Below are 17,510 nucleotides of genomic sequence, written 5' to 3'. Positions count from 1 at the left end.
TCGCCCCATGGACGAGCCGCACGTCACCGTGTCCCGCCGACGTCTCCTCGGCACCGTCTCCGCGGCGGGCGCGGGAGGAATGCTGCTCGGCGGAGCCGGCGGCGCACTGACGCAGGACGCGATCGCAGGTGCCCCGCCGGACGCGCTCTCGCAACTGGGCTCGGCCACCGTGCCCTTCCACGGCACCCACCAGGCCGGCATCGTGCAGCGCGCGCAGGCCGTCGGGCACCTCGCCGCGTTCGACCTGCGTCCGGGCGCCGGACGCAAGCAGGCCGCCGCGCTGATGCGCCGCTGGTCGGCCGCCGCGGCGGCCCTGACCTCCGGACGCGAGGTGGACGACGACTCCGAGGTCGCCCGGGACGCGGGGCCCTCGTCGCTGACCGTCACCTTCGGCTTCGGCCGCACCTTCTTCACCCGCACCGGGCTGGAGGCGCAGCGCCCCGAGGCGCTGGCGCCGTTGCCGCGCTTCTCGCAGGACGCCCTCGACGCAGAGCGCTCCGACGGCGACCTGTGGGTGCAGATCGGCGCCGACGACGGCCCGGTCGCCTTCCACGCGCTGCGCACCCTGCAGAAGGCGGCGGCCGGCACGGCACGGCTGCGGTGGCAGCACACCGGCTTCAACCGGGCCCGAGGTGCTGCCACCGCGCCGCGGTCGCCCCGCAACCTCATGGGGCAGGTCGACGGCACGAACAACCCCAAGCCCTCGGAGCCGGACTTCGACGAGCGGATCTTCGTGCCGGGCGGCGGCAGCCCCGCGTGGATGGCGCACGGCTCCTACGCGGTGGTGCGCCGCATCCGGATGCTGCTCGACGACTGGGACGGCACGTCCCGCAGCGAGCAGGAGGAGGTCATCGGACGCCGCAAGTCGGATGGGGCGCCGCTGTCCGGCGGTCCGGACGCGACGGAGGAGACGAAGGTCGATCTGAACGCGCGCCGCGGCGGGGGCGTTGCCGTGCCCGCCGACGCCCACGTGCGGGTGGCGGCGCCGGAGACGAACGGCGGGGCGGCCATGCTGCGCCGCTCGTTCTCGTACCACGACGGGTTCCGCGAGGACGGTTCGCCGGACGCGGGGCTGCTGTTCATCGCCTGGCAGGCGGATCCGCTGACGGGTTTCGTGCCGGTGCAGCGGAAGCTGGACAGCGGCGACGCACTGTCCCGGTTCATCCGCCACGAGGCGAGCGGCCTGTTCGCGGTGCCCGGCGGCCCGGCGGAGGGCGAGTACGTGGGACAGCGGCTGCTCGAGGGCTGAGGGGCGGCTCCACCGGGCCCCGGGGAGGCGGAGGGCGAGCGGGGCCGGGCGGAGGGCGGGGCGGCCCGAGGGTTGGGACGCGGCAGGTCGCGGGTGCCCTGCGCACTACCCTGTGCAGCATGTCACCCGCGAGTCGTTTCGCCTATCTCGGTCCCGAGGGGACCTTCACCGAGGCCGCCCTGCGCACCCTTCCGGAGGCGGCGACCCGCGAACTGCTGCCGATGGTGTCGGTACCGGCCGCCCTGGACGCCGTCCGGGCCGGGGAGGCGGCGGCGGCCCTGGTGCCGATCGAGAACTCGGTGGAGGGCGGGGTGACCGCGACGCTGGACGAGCTGGCGAGCGGCGAACCGCTGATGATCTACCGCGAGGTGCTGCTGCCGATCGCCTTCGCGCTGCTGGTGCGGCCCGGTACCTCGCTCGACGCGGTGAAGACCGTGACCGGGCACCCGGTGGCGCAGCCGCAGGTGCGGAACTGGCTGGCCGGGCATCTTCCGGACGCCCGGTGGGAGTCGGCGGCGTCCAACGCGGACGGTGCCCGGCTGGTGCAGGAGGGCCGGTTCGACGGCGCGTTCGCCGGTGAGTTCGCGGCGGCGACATACGGCTTGGAGCCGCTGGTCACCGGCATCCACGACGCGGAGAACGCGCAGACCCGCTTCGTGCTGGTGGGCCGCCCGGCACGGCCCGCCGCCCCCACCGGCGCGGACAAGACGTCGGTGGTGATGTGGCTGCGCGAGGACCACCCGGGTGCGCTGCTGGAACTGCTCCAGGAGTACGCCTCGCGCGGGGTGAACATGATGCGCATCGAATCGCGGCCCACGGGTGAGGGCATCGGCCGGTACTGCTTCTCGGTCGACTGCGAGGGCCACGTGTCCGACCGCCGCGTGGGGGACGTCCTCATGGGACTGAAGCGGGCATGCCAGAAGGTGCGGTTCCTGGGCTCGTACCCGCGCGCGGACGAGGTGCCTCCCACGCTCCGCGCGGGAACCTCCGACGAGGACTTCGTGGCTGCCGCCGACTGGCTGACCAGGTGCTTGGACGGACGTCCGTAGCGCCTCACGGGCAGGTCGTGAAGTTGTCCACAGAGTTGTCCACAGGCGGAGGGGTGCCCTTCGCTTTGCCTGTGCACAACCGGTGGAACGAAACGGTCGTTGTCGACAAAGCTCCAAGGTGACGCGAGAGTCCCCCACATGGCCGCAGACCGGGTTACGTCACCCCAAGTCCCCTCATCAACCCTTTAGGGTGAGGCAATCCCGTTCGATCGAGGACGATTCGGGCACTCTCGGCGGAGCTTCGAGCCCCTCCCCATGCACCGTCAAAGGATCTTCAACGTTTCCACAGGCCCCGCCCCCGGCCTGTGGACAACACCGGGGAAGATCACTGGAGCTGTGGATAACTCGGTCGGAGCAACGTCCGCCAGACGGGTCCCGGCCACCGCGAACATCCCGGACACGCTTCCGCGGGGCACTCCGCCGCGGGTGTGGAGAAGGTCCGATCATGCGCCGCGCCCCGCGTGACGCGGCCGGGCGGAAAGGGGGGTTCGAGGTCGAACGGCGTGCACCGGTCCCGGTAGTGTGGCGGCGTGATTGACCTTCGCCTGCTCCGTGAGGACCCCGACCGTGTGCGCGCGTCGCAGCGCGCCCGAGGAGAGGACGTCGAACTCGTCGACGCCCTGCTCGCCGCCGACGAACGGCGCCGGTCGTCCGGTGTCCGCTTCGACGAGCTGCGGTCGGAGCAGAAGCAGCTCGGCAAGCAGGTCGCCAAGGCGCAGGGCGAGGAGAAGGCGAAGCTGCTGGAGCGGACCCGCGAACTCGCCGCGGCAGTCAAAGCCGCCGACGGGGAGCAGGACGAGGCCGCCGCGGAGGCACAGCGCCTGCTGCTCCAGCTGGGCAACGTCGTCCACCCGGACGTTCCGGTGGGCGGCGAGGAGGACTTCACCGTCCGGGAAACCCTCGGCGAGAAGCGCGACTTCGAGGCGGAGGGCTTCGAGCCGCGCGACCACCTCGAACTCGGCAGCATGCTCGGCGCGATCGACGTGGAGCGGGGCGCGAAGGTCTCCGGCTCCCGCTTCTACTACCTGACAGGCGTCGGGGCCCTCCTCGAACTCGCCCTCGTGAACGCCGCGATGGCCCAGGCCACCGAAGCCGGCTTCACCCCGATGCTCACCCCGGCGCTGGTCAAGCCCGCCTCCATGGAGGGCACCGGCTTCCTGGGCCAGGCGGCGCAGGACGTCTACCACCTGGAACAGGACGACCTGTACCTCGTCGGCACCTCCGAGGTACCGCTCGCCGCGTACCACATGGACGAGATCATCGAGGCGGACCGGCTGCCGCTGCGGTACGCCGGGTTCTCGCCCTGCTTCCGCCGCGAGGCCGGCAGCTACGGCAAGGACACCCGCGGCATCTTCCGCGTCCACCAGTTCGACAAGGTGGAGATGTTCGCCTTCGTGCACCCGGAGGAGGCCGAGGCCGAGCACACGCGGCTGCTGGAGTGGGAGAAGCAGTGGCTGACCTCCCTCGAACTGCCCTTCCAGGTCATCGACGTGGCCACCGGGGACCTCGGCGCCTCCGCCTCCCGCAAATTCGACTGCGAGGCGTGGATCCCCACCCAGGGCAAGTACCGCGAGCTGACCTCGGCGTCCAACTGCGACGAGTTCCAGGCCCGCCGCCTGTCCGTGCGGATGCGCGGCGACGGCAGGACCCGGCCGCTGGCAACCCTCAACGGCACGCTGTGCGCGGTGCCGCGCACCATCGTCGCGCTGCTGGAGAACCACCAGCGCGCGGACGGCTCGGTACGGGTGCCCGAGGTGCTGCGGCCCTACCTGGGCGGCCGTGAGGTGCTGGAACCGGTCGCGAAGTGAGCCAGGAGCCCGCGCCCACGCCCGGCCCCTTCCCGTACCGACTGATCGCCACCGACCTCGACGGGACGCTGCTGCGCCCCGACGACACCGTGTCGCCCCGCACCCGCACCGCGCTCCGTGCGGCGTGCGCGCGGGGCGCGGCACACCTGATCGTCACCGGCCGGTCGGTGCCCTGGACGCTGCCGGTGCTCGACCTGCTGGGCCACGAGGGCCTGGCGGTCTGCGGGCAGGGCGCGCAGGTGTACCACGCCGGCGAGCGGCGGATGCTGACGTCGGTGACGCTGGACCGGCAACTGGCACGGCTGGCACTGGCGAGGATCGAGGAGTCGGTCGGCCCGCTGGCCCTGGCCGTCTCCCGCGACGGCGTCGACGGCGAGGTGCTCGTGGCTCCCGAGTACCGGGAGCAGGACGGATCGCTGCCCTCCAGGCCGCTTCAGGACCGCGAACAGGTCTACGCGGAGCCGGTGAACAAGCTCTACATCCAGCACCCGCGGCTGGACAACGACGCACTCGGCCGGGCGGCGCGCGAGGCGGCGGGGGACCTGGTGAGCGTCACCGTCTCCGGCCCGGACATCGTCGAACTGCTGCCGCTCGGGCTCAGCAAGGCCAGGGGCCTGGCGATGGCCGCCCGGCGGCTGGGCGTGCGGGCTGCGGAGACCCTCGCCTTCGGCGACATGCCCAACGACATTCCGATGTTCGCCTGGGCGGCCCACGGCGTCGCCATGGACAACGCGCACCCCGAACTGCGCTCGGTCGCCGACGAGATCACCGCCTCGCACGAGGAGGACGGCATCGCGGTCGTGCTGGAGAAACTGCTGGCGCGGTGACCGTCAGGACGCCGGTGGCCCGGAGGCGTCCTCCCGCAACCGGGCCACGAAGCAGCGCCACGCAGCGCGCGGCACGCGGAGCACCGGGCCGGCTGTGTCCTTCGAGTCCCGCACGTGGACGGCACTGCGTGTGGGAGCCATTTCGAGGCATTCCCCGCCGCTGGAGTCGCTGTAGGTGCTCTTGCGCCAGACCAGATCGCTCATTCCCCACCCGCCAGCTCTTTGATCAGGTCGAAGGACTCCTCCGGACGAAGGGCCTGTTGGCCGATCATGGCACAGCGCCGAGCGTAGACACCCACCTCTTCCGGCCGAGCCACAAGAGTGCTGTTCCCGTTGCATTCCATGTACACCAGTCGATCGCACTCAGGCGTCTCGATGACGGTGAACGGACCTTCCAGACCTGCATGCACGCCCCGCGACACCGGCATGACCTGGACGACCACGTTGGGCAACTCACTGCAGGCCAGTAGATGATCGAACTGGTCCGTCATCGTCCGCGCCGTACCGACGTGCCGGCGGAGAACGGCCTCGTCGAGGACCACATTGATGACGCAGAAGGGCTTCCGGGTGAGCAACGCGGCGCGCTCCATCCGAGCAGCCGTGAGGGCTTCGAGGTCCGACTCGTCGAGCGGTGGAAAACCGGAGGCGAGGACCGCGCGCGCGTAGCCCTCGGTCTGCAGCAATCCGTGGATGACCTGGCTGCAGAACGACGTCAGACTCAACGCCTCCTGTTCGAGCTGGACGAAGCCCTGGAAGTGCTCCGGATAGCGCTCCAGCCGCAGGTAGCGCCTCGCGGCACGGAGCACGCCCCCGGCGTCGAGCGCCTTCTCGGCGGCGTCGACGAACTCGTCGGTCGCGGGCTTCGCACACGTCTCCACGGCGCTCACCGCCGCGCCCGTGTAGCTCATGCGGCTGCCGAGTTCGCTCTGGGAGAGGCCCGCTCTGCCACGTGTCAGCCGCAGGACCTCCGCGAAGTACTGCCCGGCCGGGGACACCACCCTCCTGCCCGGTGCCATCGCCGCCACCACCCTTCCCGCGCACCTCGGCCCGTCTCAACGCGCCTCAACCGATCTCAACGCCGCAGCGGTCCCGTTCACCCGTTGCGGCCGTTGACATGCCACTACTACCGAACGTAGCGATCCGTCACGATCCTGGCTCCATGAAACCGGAAAGTCATGAGACGTCTCCCGCCCTCGCCTCGGTGATCTGGTGGCGTCGGTACCCGGCCGTGCCGCGCAGTGTCCCCGTCGCCCGGCACCACGCGTCGCGCCTCCTCGCCGACCGGGGTGTGCCCGAGGCCGCGCGCAGCACGGCCGAACTGCTCGTGTCGGAACTGGTCACCAACGCCGTGCGGCACGGGCGCGTTCCCGGGCGGCTGCTCGAACTGCGGATGACCTACGGCCTGGAGAAGATCGTCACGGTCGAAGTGTCCGATGCCGGCGACCGGAGGCCGCCGGCAGCACCGCCGGACGACTCCGCCGACGACGTGGCGGAGTCCGGTCGAGGTCTTGCCCTCGTGGCCGCGTTCGCCGACTCCTGGGGGGTGCGGGACCGCGAGGTCGGCAAGACGGTGTGGGCCCGGCTCATCGTGGAACCGGTGCGGCCCGACCCCACCACGCAGCATTCGTCACCCCATGTCAGCGACGCGTCACGCCGAGCTTGACGCAGTGCAGTCATATGCACCGTCATTCGTGGTTTCTGAGCCGATCCTGGCACTTGATGACCGGCACAAGCATCAGCCGGGCCCGGGCCTGACCCTCACGCTCCGCAACCGGCGGTCGTCATACGGTCACAGGGGGTGTAGTGTGCCCCTCGACGAGGGTCGCCTCCTCCGGAACGAGGCGGTCCCCAACAGGTGTAGGAGCACCTGCCGGGGACCTGCACCCTCGAGGACTTACAGTGCAAGGAGTCCCCGGAATGCTTCGGCATGCTACCGCGCCTGCGCGCGCCTTCGCCCAGATTCCCCACGCCATCCTGCGGCACCCTCGACTTTCGGCCGCCGCCAAGACGCTGCTCACCTGGCAGCTGTCACTGCCCGCCGACGCCCGGCAGTGCCTGAGCGACACCGCTCGGCGCGCCCGCATCGGGAAGGCCGCGTTCCAGCGCGCCAAGGGCGAGTTGCTGGCCGAGGGCTACGTCCACGAGTGGCGGGTGCGGGTGGAGGGTGGCCGTTTCACCACCGTGCAGCTCGTCTCCAATGTGCCGCTGGAGCCCGCCGAGGCCGCGGCGCTGCGCGACGGCCGCTGCTCCGCGACGCCGGGTGCCGCCCCACCGGCCGCCGGTGGACCGGGAATCCGGTCCGTCGGTCGTCAACCAGGAAAGAACATCAAGGAGAACACCTCCCCACCGACCAGGCCCGTCCCGGAGGCGGCCGCGCCTGCGGCTGCGGCGGCCGTCGCCGCTTCAGCCGCCTCCCCGCAACTCCCCGAGACCCGGGCACCGGAGACGGTGGAAGCAGGGGAGACAGCGACGTCGACGGAAACGGTGGAGACGCCAGGGCGGGCGCTGCGGGCGGCGGAGACCTTCCTGCGGGCGCTCGTCGGCACCCATCCCCGTCTGGCACTGTCGCCGCGGACGCTGCGTGATGTCGCGCCGCTGGCCGTGCCCTGGCTGAGGACCGACCTGAGCGCCGCACAGATCGAGCACGCGCTCACCAGCGGCCTCGACGACGTCCGCTCCCCCGTGGGGGTGTTCCGCTGGCGGCTGCGGCACGCCCTGCCCGAGCAGCGGCCCGCGCCCGCTCCCGCCGCACCGCTGCCACCGCCACGCGTCGCGGGGATGCGGGAGTGCGTCGCCGCGCACACCCAGCCACGCTTGTTCACGCCGCCGCCCGGCAGCGACGCCGTCCTGTGCCCGGAGTGCCGGGCGGACGACGCGGCGCCACCGGTCCCCGCGCAGCCCGGCCCTCCCGGTGGCGGGTACGCGCTGTTCCGTGCGGCCCGCGGGCCACGTCCGGTTCCGGCCGGTTCCGCGACGGGCGGCTGAGTGCGGCCGAAGGGCCCGGACCTGCCCTACGCCTCGCCCGCGACCGTGAGGGTCTGCAGCTTCCGCCGGGCCCACACGGTTCCGGCCACGGTGACACCGACGAGCAGCAGGACGGCCGTGGAGAAGCTGACGGCGGAGGTGACCGTGCCGTCCGCGGCGAACTTCTCCGCGACGGCCAGCGACCACTGCTGGACGGACAACGCGCGGGCGCCCTCGATGACGTTGCTGATGACGGCTTCCCAGACCAGGGCGTAGAGCAGGCCGATGACGACCGCGTGCCGGGAGACGACGCCGAGCAGCAGGAACAGGGCGCTGTAGGTGACGGAGCCGACGGCCGCGGCCACCGCGTACGCGACGGCGAGCTGCCCGCTGTTGCCGTTGAGGACGAACCCGGCGAGCAGCGTGGGGACGGCGGAGAACGCGACGGTGACGCCGATGGCGACGTACAGCTTGGTGAGGACGATCGTGGACCGCTCGACCGGTTTGGAGAGGAGGTGGACCACGGAGCCGTCGTCGATCTCCGGTCCGATGGCGCCGGTTCCGGCGATCACGCCGATGAGCGGCACGATCGCGGAGAGCGCGAAGCCGCCGAGGAGGTCGGCGGTCATGCGGTCGTCGGCGCCGACGGTGACGCGGACGAACACGGCGACGGCGAGCAGCAGCAGCGGCAGGGCGGCGAGGACCAGGCCGCGGCGGCGGCCGAGCAGGGACCGGCGGGTGAGCCGGGCGACCGTGGGGTGGTACAGGGCGCTCATCACGCAGATTCCTTTCAGGCCGCGACGAGGTACGAGAAGACGCTTTCGAGGGACTCGTCGGAGGGCGAGACCGTGTGGAGCCGGATGCCGTGGTCGCGGGCGACGCGGGGAAGCAGCTCGGTGAAGCGGGTGAAGTCCACGGCCTGGACGAGCAGGGCGTGTTCGGTGTCGTCGAATTCGACGCCGGAGGTGCTGCCGTCGGCGATGAGCGCTGCGGCCAGCGCACGGTCGTCGCTGGAGCGGACGAGGTAGAGGTGCGGCCGGTCGGTCATCAGGCGGCGGATCTTGCGGAAGTCGCCGCCGGCAGCGTGGCGTCCCGCGACCACGACCTCGACGTGGGAGGCGAGTTGCTCGACCTCTTCGAGGATGTGGGAGGAGAACAGCACGGTGCGTCCTTCGGCGCCCCGCTCGCGCAGCAGGGCCATCAGCTGCATGCGCTGGCGGGGGTCCATGCCGTTGAACGGTTCGTCGAGGAGGAGCACGGAGGGGTCGTGGACGAGCGCGGAGGCCATCTTGACCCGCTGCCGCATGCCCTTGCTGTAGGTGGAGATGCGTCGGTCCGCGGCGTGTTCCATCTCGACGGTGGCGAGGGCGGTGCGGGCGGCGGCGCCGGGCTGGGCCAGGCCGTGCAGTTCGGCGGCGGCGGTCACGAACTCGCCGCCGGTGAGCTGGTCGTACATGCCTTCGTGTTCGGGGACGAGGCCGATCTCGCGGTAGACCTGCTCGTTCCGCCACACGGGCGCGTCGTCGAGGGTGACGCTGCCGGTGGAGGGGGCGAGGAAGCCGCTCATCATGTGGATGAGGGTGGACTTTCCGGCGCCGTTGGGCCCGAGGAGGCCGGTGACGCCGGGGCCGAGGGACATGGTGACGTCGTTGACGGCGACGACGTTGCCGTACCAGCAGGAGACGCGGTCGATCCTCAGGGTGGTCACAGCCCGGCCTTTCGGTAGCGGCGCAGCAGGAGGGCGTAGGTGCCGGCCACGAGGGCGGCGATGAGCAGGACGTAGGTGACGCCCTGGGGTGCGGTCAGGTGGGGGCTGCCGGGGAACAGCGAGGGTCCGTCGAGAACGATCTGCTGGTAGCCGGCCATCAGGGTGCCGGGGGAGCCGAGGCCGAGCCAGCCGACGAGGACGGTGTCGTACTGGCCGAAGGCGATGCCCTGCAGGACGGAGACCAGCATGTAGGGGATCGTCAGGGCGGCGATGACGGCGGCGACCCCGAAGCCGCGGCGCGGGGTGAGGGCGGCGACGGCGAGGCCGATGCCGGCGTGGAGGACGGCGAAGACGAGGGAGAAGATCAGGCCCTCGGCGAATCCGACGGTCTGGTCGACAACGTCGAACTTGGCGAGCAGCGCGCCCGTGTACAGCAGGACGACGGGTCCGGCGACGAAGACGAACAGTGCCGCGGCGAGGGCGGCGTACTTGGCGAGGACGTAGTCGCGGCGTTCGACGGGCCGGGAGAAGTACAGGGGTGTGGTGCCGAACCGCAGGTCGAGGGAGACGGCCTGGGGCGCGGCGGAGGCGACGAAGATACCGACGACGGGCTGCATGATCAGCGCGTACTCGGTGTAGCCCGAGGGCAGATCGGAGGCCCCGGAGACGACGGCCACGGCGACCATGACGAGCGCCGGCAGGTACATCACGGCGGTGAGGATCGCGGGGAGCACCTTGGAGCGGGCGGAACGGCCGATGCCGAAGACGCCGCGCAGGGTGTGCGTGAACAGGGAGCGGCGGGCGTAGGCGCGGCCCAGGCGGGGGCCGTCGTAGTGCCGGTACCCGATGTTGTGGATGACGTCGGGGGCGGGCTCGCCGGTCCCCGGGGCGTCGGTGGTGGCGCGGGTCTCAGGCGGCATCGCCGCTGCGTCCTTCCTGCGGGCCGGTTGCCGCGAGTTCGGGTGCGGGGGTGTCGGCGGTCCGGGCCGGTGTGCCGGTGAAGACCTCGGCGATGCGGTGGCGGCGCTGTTCCATGCGCACCAGGCCGAGTCCGAGGTCGGCGACGGCGTCGCGGACGGTGTCGTACGCGGCGTCGTCGGAGGCGTCGACGAGCAGCACCCTGCCGCCGGAGGTGGTGGGGTCGGAGGTGCGGACCTCGCACCCGGCCGCGGTGAGGGTCTCCAGGAGGGCGGCGGTGCCGTCGGGGTGGGAGTCGGTGTCGGTGACCTCGACGGCGAGGGAGGTGGTGCCGCGCGTGAAGTCGGCGGTGGTGGAGGAGTGGGTGAGGGCGCCGCCGTCGATGACGACAACGTGGTCGCAGGTGCGTTCCAGCTCGCCGAGGAGGTGGGAGGTGACCAGGACGGAGATGCCGAACTCGGTGTGGACGCGGCGGATGAGGCCGAGCATGTCGTCGCGCCCGGTGGGGTCCAGGCCGTTGGTGGGCTCGTCGAGCAGCACCAGCTCCGGGTCGTGGACAAGGGCCTGGGCGAGCTTGACGCGCTGCTTCATGCCGGTCGAGTAGCCACCCATCGGACGGTAGCGCTCCTCGTGGAGGCCGACATGGCGCAGGGTGTCGGCGGTGCGTTCGCGGGCGGCGTCCGCGGGCAGCCCGGACATGCGCGCCAGGTGGACGACGAACTCGGTGGCGGAGACGTCGGGCGGCAGGCAGTCGTGCTCGGGCATGTAGCCGACGCGTTCACGGATGGCGGTGCCGTCGGTGGAGACGTCGAGCCCGAGCACGTCGGCGGTGCCCTCGGTCGCGGGGGCGAGTCCGAGGAGGATCTTGACGAGGGTGGACTTCCCTGCGCCGTTGGACCCCACCAGGCCGGTCACGCCCGGCGCGATGTCCATGGTCAGCGAGTCGAGCGCGGTGACGTGCGCATAGCGCTTGGTCAGGCTCCGGGTGGCGATCACAGTCACCGTCCGACCGTATCGGCCGCGTGGCGCGCCCGGCGTCCCTCTGAGGAATCGGGCGGTGCTCGTCCCGGAGGATGAGGGGCACTGCGGCAGCCCTCCGGGGTTACCGTGGGTATCCCGGGGTGGTACCGGCCCGGGGACGGGCCACCGAGGAGGAGCCGATGAGCCAGGACGTGTGGGGAGAACACGCCGCCCACGTGCGGGAGCGGCGCGTACGGACGCGCGAGGGAGTGGAACTGGCCGTCGCCGAACTGGGCGACCCCTCGCTGCCGACGGTGGTGCTGGTGCACGGCTACCCCGACAGCAAGGAAGTGTGGGCGCAGGTCGCGGCGGCGCTGCGGGACCGGTTCCACGTGGTGCTGTACGACGTGCGCGGCTGCGGACGGTCCTCGACGCCCCTGCCGCTGCGCGGCGGGTTCACGCTGGAAAGGCTCACCGGCGACTTCCTGGCCGTCGCCGACGCCGTCAGCCCGCACGCCCCGGTGCACCTCGTCGGCCACGACTGGGGCTCGGTGCAGGGCTGGGAGATCGCGACGGTGGACCGCACCCGCGGCCGCCTCGCCTCCTTCACCTCGATCTCCGGTCCGTCGCTGGACCACTTCGGGCACTGGATCAAGCGCCGGCTGTCCCGGCCGACCGCGCGGGGCGTGCGCCAACTGATCGGCCAGGGCGCCAAATCCTGGTACATCTACCTGCTGCACACCCCCGCCCTGCCCGAACGCGCCTGGCGCGGACCGCTGGGGCGGGCGTGGCCGCGCATGCTGGCACGGATGGAAGGGGTGCCGAGCGGCGCCTACCCCACGCCGTCGCTGCCGGAGGACGCCGCCCACGGCGCCTGGCTCTACCGCGACAACGTGCGGTCCCGGCTGCGGCACCCGCGCCAGGACTGCTTCGCGCACGTACCGGTGCAGCTCGTCACGCCCACACGCGACGCCTTCCTCGACGAGGAGCTGTACGACGACCTCGACCGGTGGGTACCGGACCTGACCCGGCGCTCCCTCCCGGCCAAGCACTGGGTGCCCCGCACCCGTCCGCAGCAGCTCGCCGACTGGATCGGCGACTTCGCCTCCTCGCACCGCGCGGCGGGAGGAGCATCGACGGAGAAGGGGGACCCGGGCGCGGGGTAGTGCCGGCCCGGGCCGGGCTCGATGGTCGTGGCGACCGGACGGCCGGTGACGTCGGCCTCCGACCGCCGCAAGCGACTTCCGGTCAACGCGTCCGGTCGCGCCAAGGACCGTCCGGCACCAGGGCGGTCCCACGGGCTCCACCGTGCTCGGCCGCGTCACGCCGCCCCGGCGACCGCGTGCGGTCAGTACAACGAGCGACGGGCGACGAGGGCGTACCGCTCGTCGTGGACCGGGCGCCCCCACAGCGCCGAATCGTCGCCGAGCGGCACGACCTCCGTCTCGGACACCAACGGAGCGAGAGCCCGCTCCAGTTCGGCGGCGCGCACACCACCGCCCCACGGCAGGGCCCCGGCGCCCGCAACATAGGGCTCCGCATCGGCGGCGGTCTGCGCCCAGCGCCCTTCGATCAGCACCAGCCGCCCTCCCGGCCGCAGCAGCGACACCCAGCGGCGGAGCGCACGGTGCGGATCCGGCAGCGTCCACACCACGTGCCGCTCCACCACCGCATCGAACGGCCGGTCCCCCACCGGTGGTTCGGCGGCGTCCCCCACCAGGAAGCGTGCCCGCACCCCGGCCGCCTCCGCCTTGGCACGCGCCCGGTGCACCATCTGCGGCGCGGCGTCGACGCCCGTCACCACATGACCGGCCTCGCCCAGCAGCACCGAGAGGGAGCCCGTGCCGCACCCGGCGTCCAGCACCGAGCCGGCAGGCTGCGGCACCCACGCGGCCAGCCGCCGGGCCCACGCCGCGCGGGTCCCGGCGTCGCGCAGCCCGTGGTCGGGCTCCTCGTCGTACCGCGGAGCGGCGGTGTCCCAGTAGTCGGCGATCGCGGCGGCGGAGCTGTCCATGCCTGTCATCCTGGCAGCCGCCACCGACACTCGGCCCTGAACACCGGTGGTCGCAGAAGTGAGCACACCTTCCGGCGCACCGCGAACGGCGTGTGGCTGACCGACACCGTGCCGCCGCACCGCCCGGGGGCTCCCGGCCCGCCCGGAGGACGACCGGTAGGCTGCGGCTCCCTGTTCCGCGGAGTCGTTGGGAGCCGTACGTGCCGATCCTCCTCGCCCGCTTCGTGAGGGCCGTCCGCGCCCGCGTCCGCGGCTGGCGTGCGGCGCTCGCGGTGGGCCTGTTCGTCTTCGCCACCAGCTGGGTGGCGATGTGGCTGGCCGAACCGGTATCGAACCCGATCACCGAACCGCAGAACTTCTGGTGGTGGTTCCTCGTCACCGGCTCGACCGTCGGGTACGGGGACTACTTCCCCGAGACCGGCGCCGGGCACCTCGTGGGCGCGTACGTCGTCGTGGGCGGCATCGCCGCACTGACCATCCTGTTCACCGAACTGGCGAACCACATCCAGTCCGTCAAGGGGAAGCGAATGAAGGGCGCCGTCGACCTCGACATCGAGGACCACATCGTCATCCTGGGCTACACCGCGGGCCGCACCGAGCGGATCATCGGGGAGCTCCTCTCCGAGGACCGCACCCGCGACCTGGTGCTCTGCGCCTGGGACGACCTGGCCGAGCATCCGATGCCCGAACTGGAGCACGTGCTGTTCGTGCGGGGCGACCTGACAGCGGAGGGCGTGCTCCGCCGGGCCTGCGTGCACCGCGCCCGGACGGTCGTGATCGACGCCCGCGACGACAACGAGGCCCTGACCCTGTCCGTCGCCGTGGACCACCTGCAGCCCCGGGTCCACATGGTCGTCGCGCTGCGCGACATGAACCGCGCCGAGCACCTGCGGTACGTCAGCGCCCGCATCCAGTGCGTGCAGTGGCACATGCCGAACCTGGTGACGGAAGAGGCCCTGGACCCCGGACTCACGCAGGTCTACGCGGAGCTGATGAGCAACGTGCGGGGCAGCAACACCTATTCGCTGCGCCTGCCGTCCGCCCTGGCCGGTGAGGAGTTCGGCGTCTGCCAGGAGCGGTTCGGCCGCGTCTTCGGCGCGACCGTGATCGCCGTACGGCAGGACGACGCGATGACGGTCAGCCCCGCCTGGGACGCGCCGCTGCGCGAGGACACCGTGCTCTACTACCTCGCCGACGAGCGCATCGACGCCCGGCGGCTGCTCTCCGCCCGCTGACAGGAGTGTGCGGCGGCGTCCCGGGCGGGCTGCTACCGCCCGCCCGCGACGCGGCCGCCGTCAGAGCTGGGCGGGGGCCGCGGTGGCGATGCGTTCGAAGGTCTTGTGGTCGGCGGCGAAGACCGTGTCGGCGATCGGCCAGTGCAGCACGATCTCGTCGATGCCCAACTCCGCGTGCCGGCCCGCGAAGTCGACGAACGCGTCGACCGACTCCAGCAGCGGCTCCGGGGTGAAGCCGGTGAGCAGTACCTTGTGGAGTTCCGCGGCGTCGCGGCCCTCCTCCTCGCAGGCCGCGCCGAGCCGCTCGACCTGACGGGCGATCGCCGCGCGGGACGCGGCCGGAGTCGCGTCGGGCGCCGAGACGACCTTCGGATCACCGGTCGTGACCCAGGCCTGTCCGTGCCGGGCGGCCAACCGCATGCCGCGCGGGCCGGTCGCGGCGACGGCGAACGGCAGCCGGGGACGCTGCACGCAGCCGGGGATGCCGCGCGCCTCGTGCGCGGAGTAGTGGGTGCCGGAGTGCGTGGTGGCGTCCTCGGTGAGGAGCCGGTCGAGGAGCGGCACGAACTCGGCGAAGCGGTCGGCGCGCTCGCGGGGCGTCCACGGGTCCTGGCCGAGCACCGTGGCGTCGAACCCGTTGGTTCCGGCGCCGATGCCCAGGGTGACGCGGCCGCCACTGACGTCGTCGAGGGACAGCAGTTCCTTGGCGAGCGTCACCGGGTGCCGGAAGTTCGGCGAGGTGACCAGGGTGCCCAGCCGCAGGCGTTCGGTGGCCGTCGCCGCGGCGGTGAGGGTCGGCACCGCACCGAACCAGGGACCGTCCCGGAAGGGCTCCCGCCACGAGAGGTGGTCGTAGGTGTAGGCGGTGCGGAAGCCGAGCTCCTCGGCGCGCTGCCACTTCCTGCGGCCGCCCTCGTGCCAGCGGTCGACAGGCAGGATCACGGTACTCAGACGCAGACTCATGTCTCGACCCTACGTGCATCGAATAAATTTTCGATACTTTGAAACTGCTGCACCGGCTCCTCCTCGATCACTGGCGCGATCGAAAGGGCCTCGGATGACTGACCCACCAGGCGCCGTCACCATCGAAGCCGACCTCGCGGCCGGGCCGCTGGTGGACCTGCGGAACGTGTTGCTGGACCTGTCGGAAGCGATGCCGAGGGCGTGGTCTCCGCTCAGCGGACAAATGGTCTGCTGCATCGCTACGAGCGTGGCACAGCGCCGGGGCAACTGGTGGTGGACGTACTGACTCCGGACAATCTCGGTCCGCGAGTGAATCTGACGACCACCCCGCCGGGACGAACCCTGGAAGTCGGACCGAAGAAGGCCGGCTCTGGCCAAGGCGCTGCTCGACCCGCAGCACGCAGCGTGGCGGGAACTGCACGATGCCACGGCACGAGCCGACGGCCAAGCTGCCTACTCCTTCCTCTGCCGTCCGTAGGTGAAGATCCGCGCCGGTCCGTCCACGCGAAACTCGGTTGCGGAACCTCGTGGCCGCCGGGGACACCGGGGCCGCCGTCGGCGTGGGAATCGCGCCGAACCACGAACCCCCGCGGAACGGAGCGTTCCGGGCAGATGGCCCGGAGGTGCGGGCCGCGTGGAGGTCGGGCACGACGCCGCGCCTCTCGCGCACGCGCGCGCTCGCGACGATTCCGGTCCGGAGGGGAATCCGAGGCTCGGACTCGATACCCCCTGCCGTACCCGCGCTCCGGAACCCTCCGCACGCGGCACGGGACGACGGTCGGCGCGCGACGGAGCCGGGGAACCGGACCGGGGACAGAACCGACCGGCATCCGACGGCAACCGCCCGAAACGGACGAACCACTGCGACCGGAAGTGGCTCATACGTGCGCATCCGTGCACGCTTGTGCGAGACATGAGCGAAGATATGTGCGTGATGCATCATGCTGCGCCCTGCGCCTTCGCCGACACCGTCCGGCCACGGCCCCGGCTCATCGCCACCGACCTGGACGGCACCCTGCTCCGCGACGACAAGTCCGTGTCCGTCCGCACCGTCGAAGCCCTGGCCGCCGCCGAGGATGCCGGGATCGAGGTCTTCTTCGTCACCGGCCGCCCCGCCCGCTGGATGGGCGTCGTCAGCGACCACGTGCACGGGCACGGGCTCGCCATCTGCGCCAACGGCGCCGCCGTGGTGGACCTGCACCGCGGACGGCGGATCGTCCAGGTCCGCGAGTTGGCCCGGGAGGCCGCTCTGACCGTGGTGGAGGCGCTGCGGTCGGTCGCTCCGGAGGTGAACTTCGCCGTGGAGCGCACCGGCGGCATCCACTACGAGCCGGCCTACCCGCCCTTCCACCTGGACCCCGGAGCGATCGTCGCACCGGTGGACAAACTGCTCGCGGACGACACCATCGACAGTGAGGGGAAACCTTTCACCACCCAGCCGGTGCTCAAGCTGCTGGCGCAGCACCCGGAGCTGGACCCGGACGCGTTCCTCGCCCTCGGCCGGACGGCGGCAGGGGTCCACGCGGAGTTCACCCGCTCCAGCCCCTCGGCCCTGCTGGAGATCAGCGGTCCGGGGGTGAGCAAGGCCAGCACGCTGGCCCTCGCCTGCGCCGAGCGCGGCATCTCCGCCGACGAGGTGGTCGCCTTCGGCGACATGCCCAACGACCTGGAGATGCTGACCTGGGCCGGGACGTCGTTCGCCATGTCCAACGCGCACCCCGACGTGCTGGCGGCGACCACGGCCCGGACGGCGTCCAACGAGGAGGACGGCGTCGCCGCCGCCATCGAGGACCTGCTGACGCGTCGGCCGTAGTC

17 protein-coding genes and 1 pseudogene are annotated in these 17,510 nt (G+C 72.0%); 10 read left to right on the top strand and 8 right to left on the bottom strand.

The window, feature by feature from the left end:
* Positions 1-7 precede the first annotated feature (7 nt).
* The 4 genes from efeB to ACL06G_RS01520 all read left to right on the top strand — a co-directional run bounded on the left by efeB (position 8) and on the right by ACL06G_RS01520 (position 4,933).
* On the top strand, positions 8-1,249 hold the full coding sequence (gene efeB, locus ACL06G_RS01535) for an iron uptake transporter deferrochelatase/peroxidase subunit (RefSeq protein ID WP_412787766.1): 1,242 nt from the start codon (positions 8-10) through the stop codon (positions 1,247-1,249).
* Between the two features lie 119 nt (positions 1,250-1,368).
* The gene (gene pheA, locus ACL06G_RS01530; RefSeq protein ID WP_412835222.1) at positions 1,369-2,298 is read left to right on the top strand and encodes a prephenate dehydratase; all 930 of its coding nucleotides are present in this window, start codon (positions 1,369-1,371) and stop codon (positions 2,296-2,298) included.
* Between the two features lie 530 nt (positions 2,299-2,828).
* Positions 2,829-4,106, top strand: a complete 1,278-nt coding sequence (gene serS / locus ACL06G_RS01525; protein ID WP_412835221.1) for a serine--tRNA ligase — start codon at positions 2,829-2,831, stop codon at positions 4,104-4,106.
* The gene (locus ACL06G_RS01520) at positions 4,103-4,933 is read left to right on the top strand and encodes an HAD family hydrolase (protein ID WP_412835220.1); all 831 of its coding nucleotides are present in this window, start codon (positions 4,103-4,105) and stop codon (positions 4,931-4,933) included. The genes serS and ACL06G_RS01520 overlap by 4 nt, the downstream gene beginning before the upstream one ends.
* A 3-nt stretch (positions 4,934-4,936) precedes the next feature.
* On the opposite strand, the gene ACL06G_RS01515 is transcribed toward ACL06G_RS01520, so the two are convergent.
* The gene (locus tag ACL06G_RS01515) at positions 4,937-5,137 is read right to left on the bottom strand and encodes a DUF397 domain-containing protein (RefSeq protein ID WP_412787762.1); all 201 of its coding nucleotides are present in this window, start codon (positions 5,135-5,137) and stop codon (positions 4,937-4,939) included.
* The gene (locus tag ACL06G_RS01510; RefSeq protein ID WP_412787761.1) at positions 5,134-5,949 is read right to left on the bottom strand and encodes a helix-turn-helix domain-containing protein; all 816 of its coding nucleotides are present in this window, start codon (positions 5,947-5,949) and stop codon (positions 5,134-5,136) included. The genes ACL06G_RS01515 and ACL06G_RS01510 overlap by 4 nt, the downstream gene beginning before the upstream one ends.
* Before the next feature lie 143 nt (positions 5,950-6,092).
* On the opposite strand from ACL06G_RS01510, the gene ACL06G_RS01505 reads away from it, so the two are divergent.
* Positions 6,093-6,596 (top strand): ATP-binding protein, encoded by a 504-nt coding sequence (locus ACL06G_RS01505; RefSeq protein ID WP_412835219.1) that lies wholly within the window; start codon positions 6,093-6,095, stop codon positions 6,594-6,596.
* Positions 6,597-6,850: 254 nt separating this feature from the next.
* Entirely contained in the window at positions 6,851-7,918 is a 1,068-nt protein-coding gene (locus ACL06G_RS01500) for a hypothetical protein (RefSeq protein WP_412835218.1), read from the top strand.
* 26 nt (positions 7,919-7,944) lie between these two features.
* On the opposite strand, the gene ACL06G_RS01495 is transcribed toward ACL06G_RS01500, so the two are convergent.
* From ACL06G_RS01495 to ACL06G_RS01480, 4 genes are read right to left on the bottom strand one after another with little or no spacing between them, the layout of a single operon-like run.
* Positions 7,945-8,664: an ABC-2 transporter permease gene (locus ACL06G_RS01495; RefSeq protein ID WP_412787792.1), complete on the bottom strand. Its 720-nt coding sequence runs from the start codon at positions 8,662-8,664 to the stop codon at positions 7,945-7,947.
* Positions 8,665-8,687: 23 nt separating this feature from the next.
* Positions 8,688-9,605, bottom strand: a complete 918-nt coding sequence (locus ACL06G_RS01490) for an ABC transporter ATP-binding protein (RefSeq protein ID WP_412787758.1) — start codon at positions 9,603-9,605, stop codon at positions 8,688-8,690.
* Positions 9,602-10,525, bottom strand: a complete 924-nt coding sequence (locus tag ACL06G_RS01485) for an ABC transporter permease subunit (protein ID WP_412787757.1) — start codon at positions 10,523-10,525, stop codon at positions 9,602-9,604. Before ACL06G_RS01485 ends, ACL06G_RS01490 begins: the two co-directional genes overlap by 4 nt.
* The gene (locus tag ACL06G_RS01480; protein ID WP_412787756.1) at positions 10,515-11,525 is read right to left on the bottom strand and encodes an ABC transporter ATP-binding protein; all 1,011 of its coding nucleotides are present in this window, start codon (positions 11,523-11,525) and stop codon (positions 10,515-10,517) included. Before ACL06G_RS01480 ends, ACL06G_RS01485 begins: the two co-directional genes overlap by 11 nt.
* 158 nt (positions 11,526-11,683) lie before the next feature.
* On the opposite strand from ACL06G_RS01480, the pseudogene ACL06G_RS01475 reads away from it, so the two are divergent.
* Positions 11,684-12,628: pseudogene (locus ACL06G_RS01475) on the top strand (alpha/beta fold hydrolase); the annotation flags it as partial.
* Between the two features lie 203 nt (positions 12,629-12,831).
* Here ACL06G_RS01475 and ACL06G_RS01470 read toward each other — a convergent pair.
* Positions 12,832-13,497 (bottom strand): class I SAM-dependent methyltransferase, encoded by a 666-nt coding sequence (locus ACL06G_RS01470; protein ID WP_412787755.1) that lies wholly within the window; start codon positions 13,495-13,497, stop codon positions 12,832-12,834.
* A 200-nt stretch (positions 13,498-13,697) separates the two neighbouring features.
* On the opposite strand from ACL06G_RS01470, the gene ACL06G_RS01465 reads away from it, so the two are divergent.
* On the top strand, positions 13,698-14,732 hold the full coding sequence (locus ACL06G_RS01465; RefSeq protein ID WP_412835217.1) for an ion channel: 1,035 nt from the start codon (positions 13,698-13,700) through the stop codon (positions 14,730-14,732).
* 60 nt (positions 14,733-14,792) lie between these two features.
* Here ACL06G_RS01465 and ACL06G_RS01460 read toward each other — a convergent pair whose 3' ends face one another.
* A complete protein-coding gene (locus ACL06G_RS01460) occupies positions 14,793-15,695 on the bottom strand; it encodes an LLM class flavin-dependent oxidoreductase (protein WP_412835216.1) in 903 nt (300 codons plus the stop codon).
* Between the two features lie 94 nt (positions 15,696-15,789).
* On the opposite strand from ACL06G_RS01460, the gene ACL06G_RS01455 reads away from it, so the two are divergent.
* Both ACL06G_RS01455 and ACL06G_RS01450 read left to right on the top strand, forming a co-directional pair.
* Entirely contained in the window at positions 15,790-15,981 is a 192-nt protein-coding gene (locus ACL06G_RS01455) for a hypothetical protein (RefSeq protein WP_412835215.1), read from the top strand.
* 648 nt (positions 15,982-16,629) lie between these two features.
* On the top strand, positions 16,630-17,508 hold the full coding sequence (locus tag ACL06G_RS01450; protein WP_412787791.1) for a Cof-type HAD-IIB family hydrolase: 879 nt from the start codon (positions 16,630-16,632) through the stop codon (positions 17,506-17,508).
* Positions 17,509-17,510: the final 2 nt, after the last annotated feature.

This window comes from Streptomyces callyspongiae (assembly GCF_047200695.1).
Taxonomy (GTDB): Bacteria; Actinomycetota; Actinomycetes; order Streptomycetales; family Streptomycetaceae; genus Streptomyces.
This window is presented reverse-complemented; position numbering and strand designations above follow the sequence as displayed.